Raw genomic sequence first — 18,637 nt, 5'->3', positions numbered from 1 at the left:
AACTTCAAATTCCGATCATTAAACACATAAAAAACAGAACATTACAGCGCGAATATTCTAAGTGGCAATCATAAACGCATTTTAAACAATTGAATAGTTCTTTTTTTAGAACGCTCTATTGCTAAAACGGTGATAAAACATACGATTTGTTCACACTTTACAGTTAAGACTGTTTATTTTGTGGAATATCACATGTTTCATCATTACAAACAGCCGCATCTTCTTGCTCGATTTCTTGAGTATTTGCCTTGAGCTGTGCTTGTTCTAACACTTGTAAAAACACTTCACGAGGCTGTGCACCTGCAAGCGCAACTCTTTGATCAAATACAAAGAATGGTACGCCAGTTACGTTGAGTTGCTCGTGCGCAATTTTTTCGTCATGACGAACGAAATCAGCCAATTCATTCGTATCGAGTACATATTCAACTTCGGCATTATCAAGGCCAATACGAGAAGCAATTTCTTCTACCACTTCACGTTCACCAATCGCTAAACCTTCAGTCATATAAGCATGGAAAAAGGCTTCTTTTGCTTGGTTACCTAAGCCTTTACTTTGGGCTAGGTGAATAATGCGGTGAGCGTTAAAGCTATTGCCCGAGTTGGCTTTTTGCCATTGGAAGTCGATTCCTTCAGAGGCAGCCATGGCCGCAATGTTGCGCTCCATTTCTTCCATCTCTTCATAGGTACGGCCATATTTTTTCGCTAAACGCTCAGTATTTGAAGTGTCATGTGTTGCTGGCGCATTTGGATCTAGTTCGAAACTATGCCAATGAATATCAAGTTCAATACCAGCTTCAGCCGCGACATGTTCAAGGCGTTTTTTGCCGATGTAACAGAAAGGACAAACTACATCAGACCAGACATCAACACGCATGGGAGAATCTCATAAATTTTAATTACCCATCATAATAGGGGTGATGTATCAGGATTTAAAGCATTGAATAGCGAATAGAGTGTTGCGTATTGTGAAATAAATGACATATAAAGAACGAAGAGCTCTATTTTATAACTATAAAGAGCAAAACTATAAGAATGGAAATAGGAGGTGCGTATGCGCCGAATTTTGATTGCGATTGCAGGTCTGGTCGTCATTGCAGCTATTGTCTTTTTTTCCTATCAACATATTCAACAGCAACAAGCTAAAGACAGTAGCGAAATGTTCGATGTGGTGATGAGTGAAAAAATGAGTGAACTTTATGAACAGGCTCAAGATTGGTCTAAACCTGTACAACTGGATATTCATGATAAACGGCTTGCAGGACACTATAAGCAAGTCTCTGAGTTTCTTTTAAATTATTGGGTTCAAAACGTCAATGCGCGCAATGAATATTTAAGAGAACTAAAAGCTGCAAAGTGGGACACTTTTTTAAATGTTGACCGTTTGGATATTGATAAAAAGCAAAAATATGCCGAAACAGAAAAGATGTTGGCGGATGTTCGAAAAGCTTCAGATAAATATCAATCTAAATATGAGTCAATTCATAAGACTTTTCTCGCTAAAATTCAGGAATTATCTGTTGATGCAGATACGAGACAACTTCTTGAAATGAAATTGGGAACTCAGCAAAAGGCTGATCAGGATCATGCAATTTTTGTGATTGAGCTACAAATTTTAGATGACGCAGAAGAAATGTTTAAACTTCTAAAAAATTATTCGTGGCAAAAGAAAGATCATATGATTCTTTTTCATGAAAATGCCCAAGTTAAAAAATTTAACGAGCTTTACCAGCATGTTTTAAAGCTTAATGCAAAAATTGAAAGTATTAAGAAAAAGAACGTGGCTGCTTTAGAAAATGAGCTAGAAGAATAATGACAGCATGAGCATCAACTACTATGTATTGATGCTCTCAGCTTTGCCTTTTACCAAGAAAGATTGTAATAAACTTTGAGAAGTTTGTAGTTTGTTTAACTGCTCAGATACATGCATCAGTTCTGTTTGTAGCTTTTCTTGAACAATAGGGCAGAGCGTAAATACCCTTTCATCTAAATCAAAACACGGTAATAACACTTGGATATCTTTTAACGTCATACCAGCATCATTTAATATTTTAATTTTCTTAATATTTTCAATGTCTTTTTGCGTATAACTGCGATAGTTATTACTTGCGCGATGCGGTTGTATCAGCCCTAAACTTTCATAATAACGCAGCATACGCGGACTAACTTTTGTAAGTTCGGCGACTTTAGCTAGGTTCATAAAATAGGCTTGACCTTAACAGTGGTGTCATAGTTTAGCATGCTTTTATCTTTCAAAATGGTACTTGTTCAATGATCAGAAAACTCATTTTATTGGTGTTATTCGGATTGATGTCATTTGTTGCAAATGCCAAAACACTGGAACTTCAGGAGAAGAACATGCGTCAAATATTTGTACTTCATGGTTATTCAGCTTCTATAAATGATCACTGGTTCTTGGACCTAAAACATCAAATAGAAGATGAACATACGGCTGTGACCCTAATACCATTTCCAGATTCTGAGCATCCCAATGTAGATGCTTGGCAGAAGGTTTTAGATGAACAGATACCAGAAGTTAATGAAAATACTTATTTTGTGGCACATAGTTTGGGTGTCATTACCTTACTGCACTTTTTGCAAAGACATGATTATAAAAATATTGGAGGAATGATTTTAGTATCCGGATTCTCTGGACCAATTGCAGATTCTTCCCCTCTCACAGCTTATATAACAAAGAGCAAAGTCGACACCAATTATTTTAAGGGCATAAAGAAAAAGTTGGTGTATTTATCTGATAATGATGATTTGGTTCCACCACACTTAACGATTCAATTGGCTAAGGATATTGATGCACCGTACATTACAGTTCCTAATGGCGGGCACTTTTTAGGTCGGGAAGGTTATACGGCATTTCCTCAATTGGTCGACTCTTTAAAAGAAATGTTAGAAAATAAATAAAATCTATAAGATAAATCTCACCCTATAAATGGTTATAACTCATTTATAGGGTGGTTTTTCTATTCAGTTTTTTATTAAGAAAGTCCCTTACTATTACATTAAAAATTTTAATTATATTTACCGTTTATCTGAGCCTTACTGAATCAAAAAGCAGTTTGTTGTAGCCTATTTATAGAGACCTTTATTTGAATCTTCATCTTTTGATTGAAATAGGATGACTGATTTTTTGGAGCTAGTTATGAACTTTCTAAAACAATCAGCTTTAATCGCTGCATTTGCTTTTATGGGTTTACCAACTGTTCAGGCAGAAGAAGTAACGACTTTACCCACTATTCGCGTTATGGCTGAATCTGAGCTACGTGATGAAGTGGGCTTTGTGCCGTTTCAAGAAGATAAGAAGGTACGCCAAGCACTACAACACCATGAATATAAAATACATAACGATATACAGAATGCTTTAGTCCTAGAAGGGATGACGACCATAGATTATCAGCCCGTTATGGCGCAGCCTGATCTCTCACAACTTTCTCCATTTTTACGAGAATATATTCTAGCGGTAGCGGGCGGGATTCAGTCTTCTGACCCAACCAATGGTCTTTTTGAAATGTTAAAGCCGTTGAACATTAACCGAAGTAATGTTGATGCTTATCGCGATGGTACGATGAAAGTAAATTTAAATGATATTTTGAAATTACAGCAACAAATCCAAGATGGTTTAAAAGGCCGGTAAAATAAAAATCCCCGCATTGAGCGGGGATTTTTTATCTTGGTGTTAATTAAACACGTTCGATAATCGTTGCGATACCTTGACCAAGGCCGATACACATGGTCGCAAGACCGATTTGAGTATCTTGTTGTTCCATTACGTTTAACAACGTAGTGGTGATACGAGCACCTGAACAGCCTAGTGGGTGACCAAGTGCAATTGCACCACCATTTAAGTTCACGATGTCTTGTTTGTCATAAAGGCCTAAGCCCTTAAGAACAGACAAGCCTTGTGCAGCAAATGCTTCATTTAACTCAACAGTCTGAATATCAGCAATTGATAAGCCAGCACGCTTAAGCGCTTTTTGAGTCGCTGGAACTGGACCGTAACCCATGATTGCTGCGTCACAGCCTGCTACTGCCATAGAGCGAATTACAGCACGTGGTTTTAAACCTAATGCTTGTGCACGTTCAGCAGACATAAGCAACATTGCAGAAGCACCGTCAGAAAGAGCAGAAGAAGTTGCTGCTGTTACTGAACCACCTTTAGGGTCAAATACAGGTTTTAATGCTTTGAATGCTTCAAGGTTTGCATCTGGACGAATCACTTCGTCGATGTCGCAAAGGATTTTGAAACCATTTGCATCGTGGCCTTCAACACCAACGATTTCATTTTTGAAACGACCTTCCTGAGTTGCAGCCCAAGCACGGCGGTGAGATTCAACACCGAACGCATCTTGTTCTTCACGAGTAATGCCGTTCATACGACCTAACATTTCAGCAGTTAAGCCCATCATGTTAGATGCTTTTGCATAGTGTTTAGATGCTTCTGGGTTAAGGTCGATGCCGTGCATCATACCTACGTGGCCCATATGCTCTACACCACCAATAATGAAAATATCACCTTGGTTAGTCGCAATTTGTGCTGCCGCTGTATGGATTGCCTGCATAGACGAACCACAAAGACGGTTCACTGTTTGACCAGCAACAGTTTTAGGCAAGTCAGCCAATAAACCGATGTTACGGCCAATGTTCATACCTTGTTCTAGAGTCTGGTTTACACAGCCCCAGATCAGGTCTTCAACTTCGTTTACATCAAACTGATTACGGGCAACGAGCGCACGTACAAGTTCAGCAGATAAACTGTCGGCACGTACATTACGGAACATACCGTTTTTAGATTTGCCCATGGCAGAACGAACGCCATCAACAATCACAACGTCACGTGGATTTAAAGTAGCCATTCACGTCGCTCCTTAACCGTAGAATTTTTTGTTGTTAGCAGCCATGTCGCGCAACATTTGCGGCGCTTCATAAGCCTTACCTAAGTGTGCATATTTATCGCAAAGCGCAACGTATTCAGCAACACCTGTTTGGTCGATGTAACGGCATGGACCACCACGGAATGGAGGGAAACCTACACCCATAATCATTGCCATATCTGCTTCAGCGGCAGTTGCAACGATGTTGTCTTCCAAGCAACGAACTGTTTCGTTACAGAAAGCAAGCATCATACGGTCAATGATTTCTTGGTTATCAAATTCGCGTTTTTCACCAGTCACGAAAGGAGCAATGATTTCATATGCTGTTGGATCAACAGTTTTTGCTTTCTTGCCTTTCTTGTCGAGTACGTACTTGTAGAAACCAACGTCATTCTTTTGACCAAGACGTTTAGCTTCGTACATTGCTTGAATTGAACCTTTGTAGTCTGGCTTCATACGGTCTGGGAAACCTTCTGCCATGACTTCTGCACCATGTACACCTGTGTCGATACCAACAACGTCGATGAGGTAAGCAGGACCCATTGGCCAGCCAAACTTAGACATTACATTGTCAACTTGTTGGAAGTCTGCGCCGTCTTTTACAAGAAGGTCAAACGCACCAAAGTAAGGGAACAATACACGGTTAACCAAGAACCCTGGGCAGTCGTTTACAACGATTGGTGTTTTACCCATTTTTTGAGCAAGCACTACAGTCGTTGCAATCGCTTCTTCAGAAGTTTTTTCACCACGAATAACTTCTACAAGCGGCATCATGTGAACTGGGTTGAAGAAGTGCATACCAACGAAGTTTTCAGGACGTTGTAATGCTTTCGCTAAACGCGTGATTGAAATCGTAGACGTATTAGAAGCAATAATCGTATTTTCACGGACATTCTTTTCAGTATCCGCAAGTACCATTTCTTTAACTTTTGGATTTTCTGTAACTGCTTCGATTACGATATCAACTTCTTTAAACTCGTCGTAGCTTAAAGTAGGGCGGATACGTGCAAGAGTTTCACCCATTTGCGCAGGTTTCATTTTCTTACGTTCAACTTGTTTAGTTAACAAGCTGTTCGCTTCTGACATACCTAATGCAAGTTGTGGGTTACCAATATCTTTCATGATAATTGGTGTGCCTTTGCTTGCCGCTTGGTAAGCAATACCACCACCCATAATACCAGCCCCAAGTACAGCTGCTTGGTTTACAGGGTGTGCACCTTTTTCATGTTTTTTAGCAGTTTTCTTAACAACTTGGTCATTGAGGAATAAACCAATCAATGCACCAGCTTGTGGAGTAATCGCTGCTTTCGCAAAGCCTTCAGCTTCAACTTTTAACGCTTCATCACGTGCAAGGCTTGCACCTGCTTGTAATGAATCAAGTAATAATTTTGGAGCAGGGTATTGAGCAGGGTTTGCTTTAGCAAGTACTGCGCCTTTTGCTGTGTTGAACGCCATCATTTGTTCAAGCGGGTTCAATTTTACAGCATCAAGTTTTTCTTGGCGTTTTGCTTTCCAGTTTAAACGACCAGAAATTGCTTGTTTAACCAAGTCAGTTGCAGCTTCAAGTAATTTGTCAGCAGCTACAACCGCATCTACAGCACCATCTTTAAGTGCAGCAGCCGGTTTTTTAGGAACAGCCATTGCCATCCATTCAACTGCGTTGTCGATACCGATAACACGGCTTAAACGAACGCTACCACCGAAACCAGGATAAATACCGAGTTTGATTTCTGGTAAGCCCACTTGTGCAGCTTCTGACATCACGCGATAGTCACACACTAAGCACATTTCAAAACCGCCACCTAAAGCCATGCCATTAATAGCAGCAACTTTCGGAAGGTCTAAATCTTCAAAGCTATTGAAGATCTCGTGAACAGGCATAAGCCAGTCAACAATTGCTTTTTCGCCTTGGGCGAAGTTTTCGCCAAATTCAGTAATATCTGCACCAACAATAAATGTAGATTTACCCGAAGTTACAACTAAGCCTTTAATATCGTTATTGGCTTTTACAGCAGCAATCGCTGCTTGGAAATCTTCAATTGTTGCACGGTTAAATTTATTGACCGACTCACCTTGTAAGTCAAAGCGGAATTCTGCAATTCCGTCCGAAAGCATTTGGACGGTAATGGCATTGCCAGCGTGGATCATGCCTGATCTCCTTAGTTTTGGAGGACTTCTAAGTTGATGTTATGAAGCGTGTGCACAACTTCGGTACACATTTATGCTTCGCTAATCTTACGATAACTATATCTAAAAAAAACCTGACAAGTTGTATCAAGCCGTGACGCAAGGGTCATCTTATTTATTATTCAATTCATCTTTATTAAATGCATAAAAGAAATCATAAAGATAGGTTCTAATCAAAGATATTTGTTTTAATTTAAATTTTTGTTTATAAGGCATTAGGATTATGAAATTTTTATATAAAAATGAGTAATTTTTAAAAAGTTAACTTTCTGTCAAAAATGTCAATTGTTCGTAGAATCATCTATAAATAACAGTAACAATTGTGATGAATTTTAACCTTCTGGATGTTATGGAAAAATACAGTATATTTTAAATTTTTATTACAATAGGGCTGCCTACTATTTAACTTAATTTTTTGACATTCGCTTTTTATAAGTCAATTTTGTTAAAATTTGCGCCAATTAATAATCTTCCGGCTGCGATTACCTTTGAAAACTAAGGTAAGGTTGCCCTAAACTTTTGAAAGAGTAGCAATATGATTAAGTGGATCGTATTAGCGATTTTTGTAATATCTGCATTGTATATCCAACATCGCGGTAAAGTGCGTCACTCGTTTTATCGTCAATTTTTTGACCATTCAACCTTGCTCGCACCGATTAACTTTTTAATGTACATCTTTTCAAAGGTACCGAATCAGCCTTATATCGATACTCAACACTTCAAAGATTTAAAAGTGTTAGATGAAAATTGGGAAATGATTCGAGACGAAGCGAAAGCTTTATATGACCAAGGTGGGATTAAAGCATCGAGTACCTATAATGACTTAGGTTTTAACTCGTTTTTTAAAACAGGATGGAAACGTTTTTACCTCAAATGGTATGAGTCAAGCCATCCTTCGGCTGCTGAACTTTGTCCGAAAACAACGGCTTTACTCAAAACATTACCGACCATTAAAGCGGCAATGTTTACCGAGCTTGCTCCTGACAGCCGTTTGGTAAGACACCGTGACCCATACGCAGGTTCACTTCGTTATCACTTGGGTTTGATTACACCAAATGATGATCGCTGTTTTATTGACGTTGATGGTGAAAGATACTCTTGGCGTGACGGTCAAAGTGTTGTGTTTGATGAAACTTATATTCACTATGCTGAAAATAAGACCGATCAAAACCGTATCATTTTCTTCGCAGACGTTGAGCGTCCAATGAAAGTGAAATGGATGGAACGTTTCAACCATTGGTTTGGCCGTAACGTGATGACTGCAGCAAGCTCACCGAATGAAACAGGTGACCAAACAGGTGGTTTAAATAAAGCTTTTGGTTATGTGTACCAAATTCGTATTAAAGCTAAAGCGTTAAAAGCGAAAAACCGTAAGTTGTATTACTTCTTAAAATGGTTCCTCATGCTTGGAATTTTCTTCCTGATTTTTGTACGTCCATATGTATTTTAATTAAAACGCCCGAAAGGGCGTTTTTTATTGTGATTATTTAAATCATTTAGATTTATTTTTATGCATTTAAAACGCTGATTATTAGCGTAGGGAGTATTTTATTTAAAATTTTAGGTGAATTTTATATTAATTATTGGGATCATAATGCGGCTGGTAAATATATACCTTTCTTGTACTTAATAAATTTTAAAAATTTGCGTGGAATATAAATGAATACGGTGATGAAACAAGCTTTAGTAATAACTACATTTAGTGCAGCAGTAATATTAACTGGATGTGGTAAATCTAAGCCAGAGCCAAAATCAAAAACAGAAAAAGTTGAGGCAATTTCGGATTGGAGCTGTACGCACCCTGATAATTTAAATCAGATTCAAACCTCTTTGAAAAAAGAATATTTGAAGCAAATCGAACGTAGCTTAAGACAAAGTCAATATCAGGTTGATGCTGATATTCTTAATAAAATTAATCAAGGTTTGAAGTTTGAAATTAAAAATATTCGTACTTTACCGTTAGAAGATGAAAGCCAAAAAAATACACAACTCAGCTGTGAAAGCCAATTGGTTGTTTCATTTCCTAAAGGTTTACAAAAACGTGCGGAAAAAGCATATGTTGAAGAACTGCGTCACTCTAATGAAGAATCGCAAACGCTTAATGACTATTTTTCGGATAATGAATCATCTTTGACTCTTGAAAATGACCAATTGAAAGGTGAATTTTTCTATAACATCACAAAAACAGATAAAGAGGGGTTGGTGTTTGATCTGCCAAGTCAAAACACTGTGATTGAAGGATTGGTTTTCGTTGCCACTAAAGCTGTGCAATATGCGGCTTATGTTAAAGAAAATGAGTTGATTGACGAAAATATTGAAGAAAATCGACAAATGTCTGAACAAAATAATGAAGAGCAGACTGCTTTGGCTCAAGAAGCCATGGATGTTCGTAAAAAAGAATTGGATAGCGATAAAGCGAAGCAAGTGGAACGCTTAAATCAGACTTGGGATAAATTGAGTGCCGATAAAAAAACTCAATTTAAACAAGATCAATCGGATTGGTTTAAAAAACGTGATGTTGAATGTAAAGTACTGGCACAAAAAAGTGTGCAAGAAATTCCTGAAAAGGACTTAGAAACTTACCAGAAGCAATCCGATTATTGGACTGCTGATATGCGTAAGCAAAATCAAGAGATGCAATATACCCAGTGCTTTATTCAAAAAACTGCAGAGCGTACGGTTTATTTAAATAATTTAAACTAATCTGAAACCCTCTATAAGTGCTTGGTCAATCGTGTTGAAATAGATGGGATTGACCAATCTATAGTAAGCTCGAAAGGGATTTTCTATAGAATAAATTCGATAATTTTTTTTGTGACCCATTTCACAGTGCTAGGAATTTGTTACAACTATTAAAAGCCAACGCATAATTTTGCTTCTACAATTGCTCCGTTTTTTCGAAGACTGGTTAGCGGAAGTAGGTTTCAAAATGGCTCATGCTCATCACGTAGCTCATGCACATGTTCACCACATTAAATTGAGAAAAGAAGAAAGTTCTCAGGGTGACTTAAAAACGAAAGCGATGTTAAACAAAGCTTCGGCTGAGACTAAAAAGCATAGCCGATCGACTTTTAAAAGACATAAAGTAGAAGACCAAAATATCGATCTGCATAAGTTCTCAAGCAAACTTGAGAGCATGTCAGCAAAGCACAGTAAAGAAAAATGCGCCAAGAATATCCGTATTGCTTTACAGGCAGCAGGTGCAGATGTTTCAAAGCATCCAGTAGCTGCATCTGACTGGGGGCATACTCTAGAAAAGAACGGCTATAAGAAAATCAAACCGGCATTCAACCGTCCTCAAGAAGGCGATATTTATATTATTGAACGTACCAGTGGTCATACCTACGGACATATTGCTGGCTATACGGGCAATGGCTGGTTCTCAGATTTTCGTCAAAAAACCTATGCGGTGTATAAAGAAAAAGACGTGAAGTACAGTTACTATCGTCTCGATTCTTAAGACCTACGACACACTTTGTCGGACTACTTTGTCATCCCTTGTCTAATTTGGGTTCTGGCACAGTAAAGCACTTGAAAAGTAAGGATGAAAACATCACATTAGGTATTCAGTATTAAGCCATGCATGCCAATAGTGAATCAAAACGCTCGTCCCCATATTGAAAAAATTTTAGCCCATATGACCCAACTTCCAGGCGTTTATAAAATGCTAGGGAAAGAGGGCGAATTGTTATATGTCGGTAAAGCAAAAAACCTAAAAAATCGGGTGTCGAGTTACTTTGTTAAAACCATTGAGCATCCGAAAACTCAAGCTTTAGTTGCCAGAATTTATGATATTGAAACGCTCGTTACGCGTTCAGAAACAGAAGCGCTGCTTTTAGAGCAAAACTTAATTAAACAACATCGTCCGCCTTATAACATCATGCTGCGAGACGACAAATCATATGTCTATATTTTTGTATCGGCAGATAAACCATATCCGCGAATTGCCAGTGGACGTGGCAAAGGTAAGCACCAAATTGGTAAGTTCTTTGGACCTTATCCAAGTGCTTATAGTGCGCGAGATACCTTGCTGGTTTTACAAAAACTTTTTAATGTGCGCCAGTGTGAAAACAGTTACTTCTCACAGCGCAAACGTCCATGTTTACAATATCAAATCAAACGCTGTTCGGCCCCATGTGTAGGCTTGGTTTCACCAGAAGATTACAAAGAAGATGTGAATAACAGTATTCGGTTCTTACAAGGTGACACCAAAGAATTAAACCAAGAACTGATTGCGAAAATGGAGCAGGCTGCGGCAGATCTTGAATTTGAAAAAGCCGTTTTTTATCGAGACCGATTGTCTTTACTTCGTGAAGTACAAGCACAGCAAGCTGTTTTCAAAGTGAAAGGTGAAGCTGATATTTTGGCCATTGCCTATCAGGCTGGTGTGACATGTGTACAGATTATGCATGTACGTAACGGACGTATGCTAGGTGGTAAAAGTTATTTCCCTGATATGTTGGGTGATGACCTCGGACAAATGCTAAGTGACTTTATGGCAAACTTTTACTTTCAGGTTGCTGATGAAGTACCAAGTGAACTGATTGTAAATACTGCTTTGTCTGACCATAAAGAGCTGGAAGAAGCCTTAGCACAGCAGTTTGGAAAGAAAGTCCAGATTAAGAGCAATGTGCGAGAAACACGTGCTGAATGGTTAGAGCTTGCTGAAATGAACGTTCAGCATGCAATTAAAGGTCAGTTGAGTAACCACTTAGAACTCAATGAGCGTTTCCACCAGCTTGAGCAGGTGGTTGGCCGTCCAATTGATCGTATCGAATGTTTCGATATTAGTCATACCATGGGCGAAGCACCGATCGCATCATGCGTGGTGTTTGACCAAGGCGGTGCGCGTAAACGTGACTACCGACAATTTGCCATTCAAGATATTACTGCGGGCGATGATTATGCTGCGATGCGACAAGCTTTAACGCGTCGCTATAAAAAGGCGATGCTGCCTGACTTGCTTTTAATTGATGGTGGTAAAGGCCAACTTCATATGGCAATGGAAGTTATGCAAGAACTTGGACTTGAGGCTTTCATGATTGGTGTATCAAAAGGTGAAGGGCGTAAACCGGGACTTGAAACGCTTCATTTTACTGACGGCACAAAAATTCAGTTACCTGAAGATCATAAAGCCCTACATTTGATTCAACAGGTCCGTGATGAAGCTCACCGTTTTGCGATTACCAAACACCGAGCTAAACGTGATAAACGCCGTAGTACTTCAGTTTTAGAAGCAATTCCGGGCTTAGGGCCTAAACGCCGTCGAGATTTGTTAACACATTTTGGTGGCATTCAAGGCGTGTTAAAAGCATCGGAAAAAGAGTTGACGGTAGTGCCAGGCTTAGGGGAAGTGATGGCAAGAACAATTTATAAAATTTTACATGAGTAGCCACGTATTTAAAATTTGAGTGACAAAAGCGCTCGTAAATTAATAGCTGAATGACCATTCACATGATGGTCAAAATAATGAAAGATACTTTCTAATCACGCACATGACTTAGGGATATGCATGTCATTATTACAACTATTTGAAGATGTAAAACAAAATGAATGGATTGATATACCCGCAGGGTGGTTACAGGGCCGTACGGTTTTTGGTGGCCTTGTTGCTGGGCTATTAATGCAAAAAGCATGCTCCCATATTCAAGATTCAAATAAAAGATTATTAAGTTGTAGTGTTACTTTTGTGGGGCCTGTACAGCAAGGTTCTGCCCGATTGACTATTGAAGTTTTAAGAGAGGGGAAGTCAGTCACTACGCTTGAGGCACGTTTATGGCAAGATGACGCAGTGCAAACCATTTTGGTTGCAAGTTTTGGGGCATCTCGTGCATCGAGTATTAAGGTTAAACAAGAACCCGTTGCTCCTGCGTATGTACAACCTGAAAATTTATCTGTCATTCCTTTTGGTCAGCATATGCCTGAATGCTTTCAGCACTTTGAAGTGTGTTGGGCTGAGGGTAATTATCCGGTGACAGCAAGTGAGTATCCAGACTTTGGTGGTTGGTCAAGGTTCTCACCAGAGCAACATGAAAATCGTCAACTAACATTGCCTGATTTGATTGTTCTCATGGACATTTGGCCGCCGGGTGTATTGCCAATGTTTAAGCAAGTTGCACCTGCAAGTTCTTTAACGTGGCACATTACATATGTGAACCCAGTCCAGCATCAATTGTGTGACTGGTTTAAATATAAAGTCGTCACGGAATATGCAAGTGAAGGTTACTCGACAGAATATGCATATCTTTGGGATCAAAGTGATCATTTAATTGCAATTTTGAGGCAAACTGTTACGGTATTTACCTAAGCAATCTACTTTCTCGATTCACATATTTCGTATAAAGTGGCTGTTACAGATAGATACAATATTGAAGTATGTGTCTTTGTCTGTTAAAAGATGCGTGAAGACTAAATTGGCGGTGTTTATGACCACAGGGCGAATCCTGAATATCCCAAATATCCTAACTTTGGCGCGTATCGCGCTTATTCCAGTATTTTTGGTGATTGCATATTGGCCGCCTGCAATAGGTATTGGTGAGCACGTAGGAAGTATGACTCGTCATATTATCTTGACTGCGATCTTTGTGCTGGCCGCTATAACCGACTGGTTTGATGGCTATTTGGCACGATCTTTAAACCAGACTTCAGCATTTGGCCGATTTCTAGACCCAGTTGCAGACAAACTCATGGTAGCAGCTGCACTTATTGTTTTAGTACAGTGGAAACCTACCATTGCGATGGCCTTTGCAGCAATTGTTATTATTTCACGGGAAATTACTGTTTCTGCTCTACGTGAGTGGATGGCAGAACTGGGTGCGCGAACCAGTGTAGCAGTGTCAACTGTAGGTAAATATAAAACAGCCTTTCAAATGATTGCCATTAGTGTGTTCTTACTCAACTGGCAGCCTTTAGAAATGTTGGCTTATGCTTTGTTATATACAGCAGTCATTCTTACTTTGTGGTCAATGTTTATTTATTTAAAAGCCGCGTGGCCATATCTAAAGCAGCCATAAAACCAAATAAGATTCTAAAAAGCCTTTCCTTGAGAAAGGCTTTTTTATTGCAAAGCGCAAAAATAGCGTAACTCACGTAATTGGTATGATGAATAAATACCATTGGCAAAAGGGTGCTAAACTGGCATTGTTAGCTTGAGAGATAGCTAAGCAGCAAGGGGAGATTGCATGACTCTAGATTTATTTTCTCCGGAACCTTGTGAAAATTTATTGCCTTATGATGGCGAAGTTCAGGACTATGGATGTATTTTAGGTGCTGAAGAGGCCGAACAATATTTTCAGTATTTGTATCAACATTTGGCATGGCGACATGATGAAGCGAAGTTATACGGCAAGCACTTCATTACTCCCCGCAAAGTTGCTTGGTATGGTGACGAGCATTATAGATATAAGTATTCTGGTGTTTTTCGGGATTCTTTGCCGTGGGACAAAGCGCTTGCTAAGTTGAAACAGCAGGTAGAACAAATTCTTTCAGAAAAATTTAATTCTTGCTTAGCCAATCTTTATGAGGATGGAACGCAAGGTATGGCTTGGCATAGCGACTCAGATGTGTCTTTAGCTAGAACAACCACCATTGCTTCTTTAAGTTTTGGAGCGACCAGAAAGTTCTCTTTTAGGCATATTCACACTAAAGAAAAAGTTGAAATGTGGTTACAGCCGGGCCAACTTATTGTGATGCGTGGTGAAACTCAACAATATTGGCAACATCATTTAAATCGTTCGACAAAAATTTTACAACCACGTATTAATCTGACATTCCGTCAGTTCAAATTTTCATAAGTTTTTGCTAAAAATTAGGCAAGAAAAAAGCCCATGATGGCTGCATGAGCTTATTCCTCTGAGGGAGAGCCTTCTATTGATGAGCTGCTGATGAAAAGAATCATCAATAGGTGCTAAAATCATAATATGAGAATATTTTGGTTTTTTCAATGCTTAAAAATGTAAAAAAACTTTAAATTATCAAAAATACTATTTTATATCTCACCTTTTTCTGAGAGTTCCATAAAGCGCTGCTCAATCAATCCAGCATTTTCTTGCAAAATTTCAATCAGTTTTTGAATATTTAAAAAGTCAAAACGATTCTTTGATGCAACTAATGTTAAAGCCAAAGGAACTTCTTTACTCGAAAAACGAACGGGAACGGCAAGGCCTGAAACATTAGGGTCAATCTCACCTTGTGAGAAATAGAAGCCTTGTTTTTTTATTTTACGCATGCGTTGAATAAAGCTTGTTTCGTCTAGAGCAAAACCTGACTGCGATAGCTCATTCTGAAAACGTTCATAGTAGTCATGCATGCGCTGTTTACTTAAATGTGACACCATTGTTTTTGGTGATGCTCCAACATAGATCGGACGCGGACAACCTCGGCCATATGAAAGTAGCTCTGTATCTTTAAAAATCTCATGATGAATATCAATACAATAGTCATCATTTAAATAGGTGAGTAAACAGCAGAGTTCAGTGCGTTCAACAATGTTACGCATAAATGGCGTACTGATTTGAACGAGTGGATCTGTTGTTCTTGATACATAGTCAAGAACTGCTATTTTTGAGCCTAAAGTGTAATCGCCAGAAGTACCATTAATACGTTTTAATAAGTCAGCAGATACGAGTTCTTTCAAATAACGGTAGCTGGTCGGTTTAGACAAGCCAAGTTCTTCGCAAATAATATCGACATTAATCACTGGTCGTGAAACTGAAAATAAATCCAGTACGGTTAAAATTTTGCCAAAACTTGAAATTGCCATGATGTCTTATTCGTATCCTTAGTAAAGTGTCACACTTGAGTTCTTATAACAGAAAAATTGAAGCTTTGTCTCAATTGCAAGATAACTACCTGATTTAAATATTTTACGCTCAGAATCAGAAAAGTTCTCTTGATTCGTACATCATATATGATTAACTAAAAACATATCAAATTATCAAATAAAGATATTTTAGTTGACTAAATCACTTTAATTTGAAAAAATTGTGCAACAAAATATCTAATCGAGAAATTGGTTTACTCTGCCAGCTTTCTCGATGTCTCTCCTTTCCTAAGCTTGGTCGCCTAAATAGCGGTCAAACTGAAATCATCTGGGCATATCATGCAAAGATGTAGGAAAAATCATTGTATTGAAGGATGCTCTCATTAACTCATTTGTCTATAAGGCAAATGACAAAGTCGTGTTGTCTTTTTAAAAAGGTAAGGGCACGCATGAGGAGCATGCTCATCAGTTCAAATCTGTATTTGAGATGAGTTCATGTTATTAAAGCAAATACTAGCTTTTCGCCCGAGTAAGCTTGATCTAATTTTTGCAATAAAGACATTTATTGCCGGCATGTTGGCATTATTTGTCTCGTTTGAATTAGACCTGATTAATCCAATGTGGTCGATCGGTACCGTCCTGATTATCGCCAACCCTTATTCGGGTATGGTGTCGTCTAAGTGTGTCTATCGTGTTTTAGGGACGGTGGGTGGCGCCATTGTTGCGTTAACAATCACGCCTCATCTGATTAATACACCGTGGATCTTTACGGTAGTGTTATCACTATGGGTAGGCTTTGCGCTTTATGTATCCTTACTCGACCGGACGCCTCGCAGTTATGCATTTATGCTGGCGGGTTATTCAACTGCAATGATTGCGTACAACGCGATTACTTATATTGATCAGTACAATATTTTTGATATTGCTTTGGCGCGTGTACTTGAGATTTCAATTGGTGTGATTTCGAGTGCCGTGGTTTCCGCAACTATTTTGCCTATGCATATTGGTTCAGCCATTAAGCAGCGTGTAACTAAAACACTCAAAGATACAGAAAACCTATTTGCAAATTTGTTAAATGCAGACCAGCAGCAAAACAATACACAGCTTTTAGCCGCAATTACTCGTGATACAACTGATATTCATGCTTTGGCAGTTCACTTGAGTTATGAAAAAGGTGAATTGCATGGCATGACCAAGCCTTTGCAAGAAATGCTCCATCAAATGTCGATGGTAGTTGCAAACTTGGTTGCTTTGTCTGAACGAATTAAACAGTTACAAGAACTGAATTTTATTGAAAGTCATGCAGATAAATTAAAACAGCTTTCATGTCATGTGATTCATTTTCTCGAACAAAAAGACCAGATGATTGATGAAAATGTTTTGCAGTTACCTGCTGAGTTTGAAAATGACTTTTTGAACTTAAATGACTCGGCTTCTGAACATCAGCAAGTTTTATTGGCTGCCATGAAAATGGATGTCCGCCACTTTATTAGTAATGTTTTAGCTGTAAAAGTTTTATGGCAACGCATCAAGCAGGGTAATAAAGAGATTCCAGATAGCATTACCCCAATGACTACGACCTACCCAAGTTTACACCGAGATCACGGGGTAGCGGTCAGAGGCGGTATTAGTGCGGTACTCATTACATTTATTGTGACAGGTGTGTGGATTCTGTCTGGCTGGAAGGCTGGATTTATGATGGCACAGATTGGGGCCGTAACCGCTTGTATTTTAACAGCCTTAGATAACCCTGTTCCTGTCTTACGTATTTTTATATGGGGCAGTGTGGCATCGGCTGTTTTAGTGTTTATTTATGCTTTTGGTGTTTTCCCTCATGTCACTACATTTTGGGAACTGGGACTCGTTTTATTACCGATGTTCTTATTTGCGGTTTCTATGATGGCGAATCAAGCACTCATGCCAGTGGGCATGGTGCTGGGTATTAATACCATGATGGGTCTGAACTTGCACAATGCTTATAGCATGGATGCAGTGTCTTACCTAGACAGTTCATTTGGTATGGTCATGGGTGTATTGGTATCTCTCATTGTGATAGATGTAGTACGTGCCATGTCACCAGATACCAGTGCAAATCGTATTTTAGCTTTACATTATCGTGCAATGCGTCAAGCGATTTATATCCCTTATGGTATTGAATTCAAAGTTCATTTGCGTGCGATGTTAGACCGTGTAGGTGTTTTAAATACCAAAATGGTTCAGTCAGAAGAGATTAAAAAATCAATTCATCAGGCACTTGTTGAATCAAGTGCAATTGTTGATTTAACCCGTTTGCAAGAGTTAGCAAATCAGGTTCAGTCATCTTCAGAACTGGCTCATCATATTGGGCGTTTGCAACAAGATTTAGATGAGCTATTTAGAGCTAAAGAGAATGAAAAAGATGAAGCAGATGTATTAATACAACATATTCATCAGACTTTGTTTGAACTAAAACAGCTTGCTTCAAATATAGAAGATATGGCCATTCGCCAAAGATTATTTATTTCACTAAATAATATTGCTTATAGCATGTGTCATGTTTCATCAAACCAAATGAATGCAGATCGTACGCTTACAGGAGCCACAGCGCATGGGTGAGTTTAATGTCTACGGTATTTACGTGCCCGCTTTGCTCGTCCAAGCCTTATTTGCATATATATGTTTCCGCTTGTTAAGTCCTTTAACTAACAAATGGATTGCACAAGGCTGGATTGCATTGCCCAGCATTTTCAATTTGTGTTTTTACCTTTTATTACTTTTGGTGATACACCAAGTTTTTGTTGGGTTAGGTGCTTAAAGATGATTGCCA

General features: G+C 38.7%; 17 protein-coding genes and 1 pseudogene. 13 read left to right on the top strand and 5 right to left on the bottom strand.

Translation table 11 applies throughout. The features are described from left to right. Nucleotides 1-163 precede the first annotated feature (163 nt). On the bottom strand, nt 164-874 hold the full coding sequence (locus tag ACLCEG_RS13645; RefSeq protein ID WP_410567909.1) for a DsbA family oxidoreductase: 711 nt from the start codon (nt 872-874) through the stop codon (nt 164-166). A gap of 177 nt (nt 875-1,051) precedes the next feature. On the opposite strand from ACLCEG_RS13645, the gene ACLCEG_RS13640 reads away from it, so the two are divergent. After that, complete coding sequence (locus tag ACLCEG_RS13640; RefSeq protein WP_410567908.1) at nt 1,052-1,810, top strand: hypothetical protein; 759 nt, start codon at nt 1,052-1,054, stop codon at nt 1,808-1,810. Nucleotides 1,811-1,831: 21 nt separating this feature from the next. Here ACLCEG_RS13640 and ACLCEG_RS13635 read toward each other — a convergent pair whose 3' ends face one another. Continuing rightward, nucleotides 1,832-2,197, bottom strand: coding sequence for a MerR family transcriptional regulator (locus ACLCEG_RS13635; RefSeq protein WP_191107103.1), 366 nt, complete (start codon nt 2,195-2,197; stop codon nt 1,832-1,834). A 71-nt stretch (nt 2,198-2,268) separates the two neighbouring features. Here ACLCEG_RS13635 and ACLCEG_RS13630 point away from each other — a divergent pair, with 71 nt between their 5' ends. Then, nucleotides 2,269-2,916, top strand: a complete 648-nt coding sequence (locus ACLCEG_RS13630) for an RBBP9/YdeN family alpha/beta hydrolase (protein WP_410567907.1) — start codon at nt 2,269-2,271, stop codon at nt 2,914-2,916. 238 nt (nt 2,917-3,154) lie between these two features. After that, entirely contained in the window at nt 3,155-3,646 is a 492-nt protein-coding gene (locus ACLCEG_RS13625; protein WP_410567905.1) for a hypothetical protein, read from the top strand. Nucleotides 3,647-3,692: 46 nt separating this feature from the next. Here ACLCEG_RS13625 and fadA read toward each other — a convergent pair whose 3' ends face one another. Beyond that, on the bottom strand, nt 3,693-4,865 hold the full coding sequence (fadA, locus tag ACLCEG_RS13620; protein WP_002157046.1) for an acetyl-CoA C-acyltransferase FadA: 1,173 nt from the start codon (nt 4,863-4,865) through the stop codon (nt 3,693-3,695). Nucleotides 4,866-4,877: 12 nt separating this feature from the next. Beyond that, nucleotides 4,878-7,031: a fatty acid oxidation complex subunit alpha FadB gene (gene fadB, locus ACLCEG_RS13615; protein ID WP_004699123.1), complete on the bottom strand. Its 2,154-nt coding sequence runs from the start codon at nt 7,029-7,031 to the stop codon at nt 4,878-4,880. 574 nt (nt 7,032-7,605) lie between these two features. Here fadB and lpxO point away from each other — a divergent pair. The 8 genes and pseudogenes from lpxO (at nt 7,606) to ACLCEG_RS13575 (ending at nt 14,863) form a co-directional block, all read left to right on the top strand. Continuing rightward, the gene (lpxO, locus tag ACLCEG_RS13610) at nt 7,606-8,520 is read left to right on the top strand and encodes a lipid A hydroxylase LpxO (protein WP_004699120.1); all 915 of its coding nucleotides are present in this window, start codon (nt 7,606-7,608) and stop codon (nt 8,518-8,520) included. A gap of 80 nt (nt 8,521-8,600) precedes the next feature. Further along, nucleotides 8,601-8,733, top strand: a pseudogene (locus tag ACLCEG_RS13605) (hypothetical protein). Then, nucleotides 8,730-9,773 (top strand): lysozyme inhibitor LprI family protein, encoded by a 1,044-nt coding sequence (locus tag ACLCEG_RS13600; protein ID WP_240287753.1) that lies wholly within the window; start codon nt 8,730-8,732, stop codon nt 9,771-9,773. Before ACLCEG_RS13605 ends, ACLCEG_RS13600 begins: the two are co-directional and overlap by 4 nt. 226 nt (nt 9,774-9,999) lie before the next feature. Continuing rightward, entirely contained in the window at nt 10,000-10,530 is a 531-nt protein-coding gene (locus tag ACLCEG_RS13595; protein ID WP_240061873.1) for a CHAP domain-containing protein, read from the top strand. Nucleotides 10,531-10,662: 132 nt separating this feature from the next. Further along, nucleotides 10,663-12,462: an excinuclease ABC subunit UvrC gene (gene uvrC / locus ACLCEG_RS13590; RefSeq protein ID WP_039251231.1), complete on the top strand. Its 1,800-nt coding sequence runs from the start codon at nt 10,663-10,665 to the stop codon at nt 12,460-12,462. 120 nt (nt 12,463-12,582) lie between these two features. After that, complete coding sequence (locus ACLCEG_RS13585) at nt 12,583-13,377, top strand: thioesterase family protein (protein WP_191012500.1); 795 nt, start codon at nt 12,583-12,585, stop codon at nt 13,375-13,377. Between the two features lie 118 nt (nt 13,378-13,495). Then, nucleotides 13,496-14,083 (top strand): CDP-diacylglycerol--glycerol-3-phosphate 3-phosphatidyltransferase, encoded by a 588-nt coding sequence (pgsA, locus tag ACLCEG_RS13580; protein ID WP_004699108.1) that lies wholly within the window; start codon nt 13,496-13,498, stop codon nt 14,081-14,083. A 168-nt stretch (nt 14,084-14,251) separates the two neighbouring features. Continuing rightward, entirely contained in the window at nt 14,252-14,863 is a 612-nt protein-coding gene (locus ACLCEG_RS13575; protein WP_039251217.1) for an alpha-ketoglutarate-dependent dioxygenase AlkB family protein, read from the top strand. A gap of 194 nt (nt 14,864-15,057) precedes the next feature. Here the strand turns inward: ACLCEG_RS13575 and ACLCEG_RS13570 are convergent, their stop codons facing one another. Further along, complete coding sequence (locus ACLCEG_RS13570) at nt 15,058-15,831, bottom strand: IclR family transcriptional regulator (protein WP_004699103.1); 774 nt, start codon at nt 15,829-15,831, stop codon at nt 15,058-15,060. A gap of 495 nt (nt 15,832-16,326) precedes the next feature. Between ACLCEG_RS13570 and ACLCEG_RS13565 the strand changes: the two genes are divergently transcribed. Then, entirely contained in the window at nt 16,327-18,426 is a 2,100-nt protein-coding gene (locus tag ACLCEG_RS13565) for an FUSC family protein (protein WP_039251216.1), read from the top strand. Next, a complete protein-coding gene (locus ACLCEG_RS13560; RefSeq protein WP_004699097.1) occupies nt 18,419-18,625 on the top strand; it encodes a DUF1656 domain-containing protein in 207 nt (68 codons plus the stop codon). Before ACLCEG_RS13565 ends, ACLCEG_RS13560 begins: the two co-directional genes overlap by 8 nt. The last annotated feature ends 12 nt before the right edge of the window (nt 18,626-18,637 follow it).

The organism is Acinetobacter sp. H1(2024), assembly GCF_046557555.1.
Classification (GTDB): domain Bacteria; phylum Pseudomonadota; class Gammaproteobacteria; order Pseudomonadales; family Moraxellaceae; genus Acinetobacter; species Acinetobacter seifertii.
Note: the sequence above shows the minus strand (reverse complement) of the source record. Positions and strands in the feature narration are given on the sequence as shown.

Bases quoted from the DNA above. Each gene is read 5' to 3' on its own strand.
- ACLCEG_RS13645 (WP_410567909.1), bottom strand. From the start codon at position 874: ATGCGTGTTGATGTCTGGTCTGATGTAGTTTGTCCTTTCTGTTACATC.
- ACLCEG_RS13640 (WP_410567908.1), top strand. From the start codon at position 1,052: ATGCGCCGAATTTTGATTGCGATTGCAGGTCTGGTCGTCATTGCAGCT.
- ACLCEG_RS13635 (WP_191107103.1), bottom strand. From the start codon at position 2,197: ATGAACCTAGCTAAAGTCGCCGAACTTACAAAAGTTAGTCCGCGTATG.
- ACLCEG_RS13630 (WP_410567907.1), top strand. From the start codon at position 2,269: ATGATCAGAAAACTCATTTTATTGGTGTTATTCGGATTGATGTCATTT.
- ACLCEG_RS13625 (WP_410567905.1), top strand. From the start codon at position 3,155: ATGAACTTTCTAAAACAATCAGCTTTAATCGCTGCATTTGCTTTTATG.
- fadA (WP_002157046.1), bottom strand. From the start codon at position 4,865: ATGGCTACTTTAAATCCACGTGACGTTGTGATTGTTGATGGCGTTCGT.
- fadB (WP_004699123.1), bottom strand. From the start codon at position 7,031: ATGATCCACGCTGGCAATGCCATTACCGTCCAAATGCTTTCGGACGGA.
- lpxO (WP_004699120.1), top strand. From the start codon at position 7,606: ATGATTAAGTGGATCGTATTAGCGATTTTTGTAATATCTGCATTGTAT.
- ACLCEG_RS13600 (WP_240287753.1), top strand. From the start codon at position 8,730: ATGAATACGGTGATGAAACAAGCTTTAGTAATAACTACATTTAGTGCA.
- ACLCEG_RS13595 (WP_240061873.1), top strand. From the start codon at position 10,000: ATGGCTCATGCTCATCACGTAGCTCATGCACATGTTCACCACATTAAA.
- ACLCEG_RS13585 (WP_191012500.1), top strand. From the start codon at position 12,583: ATGTCATTATTACAACTATTTGAAGATGTAAAACAAAATGAATGGATT.
- pgsA (WP_004699108.1), top strand. From the start codon at position 13,496: ATGACCACAGGGCGAATCCTGAATATCCCAAATATCCTAACTTTGGCG.
- ACLCEG_RS13575 (WP_039251217.1), top strand. From the start codon at position 14,252: ATGACTCTAGATTTATTTTCTCCGGAACCTTGTGAAAATTTATTGCCT.
- ACLCEG_RS13570 (WP_004699103.1), bottom strand. From the start codon at position 15,831: ATGGCAATTTCAAGTTTTGGCAAAATTTTAACCGTACTGGATTTATTT.
- ACLCEG_RS13565 (WP_039251216.1), top strand. From the start codon at position 16,327: ATGTTATTAAAGCAAATACTAGCTTTTCGCCCGAGTAAGCTTGATCTA.
- ACLCEG_RS13560 (WP_004699097.1), top strand. From the start codon at position 18,419: ATGGGTGAGTTTAATGTCTACGGTATTTACGTGCCCGCTTTGCTCGTC.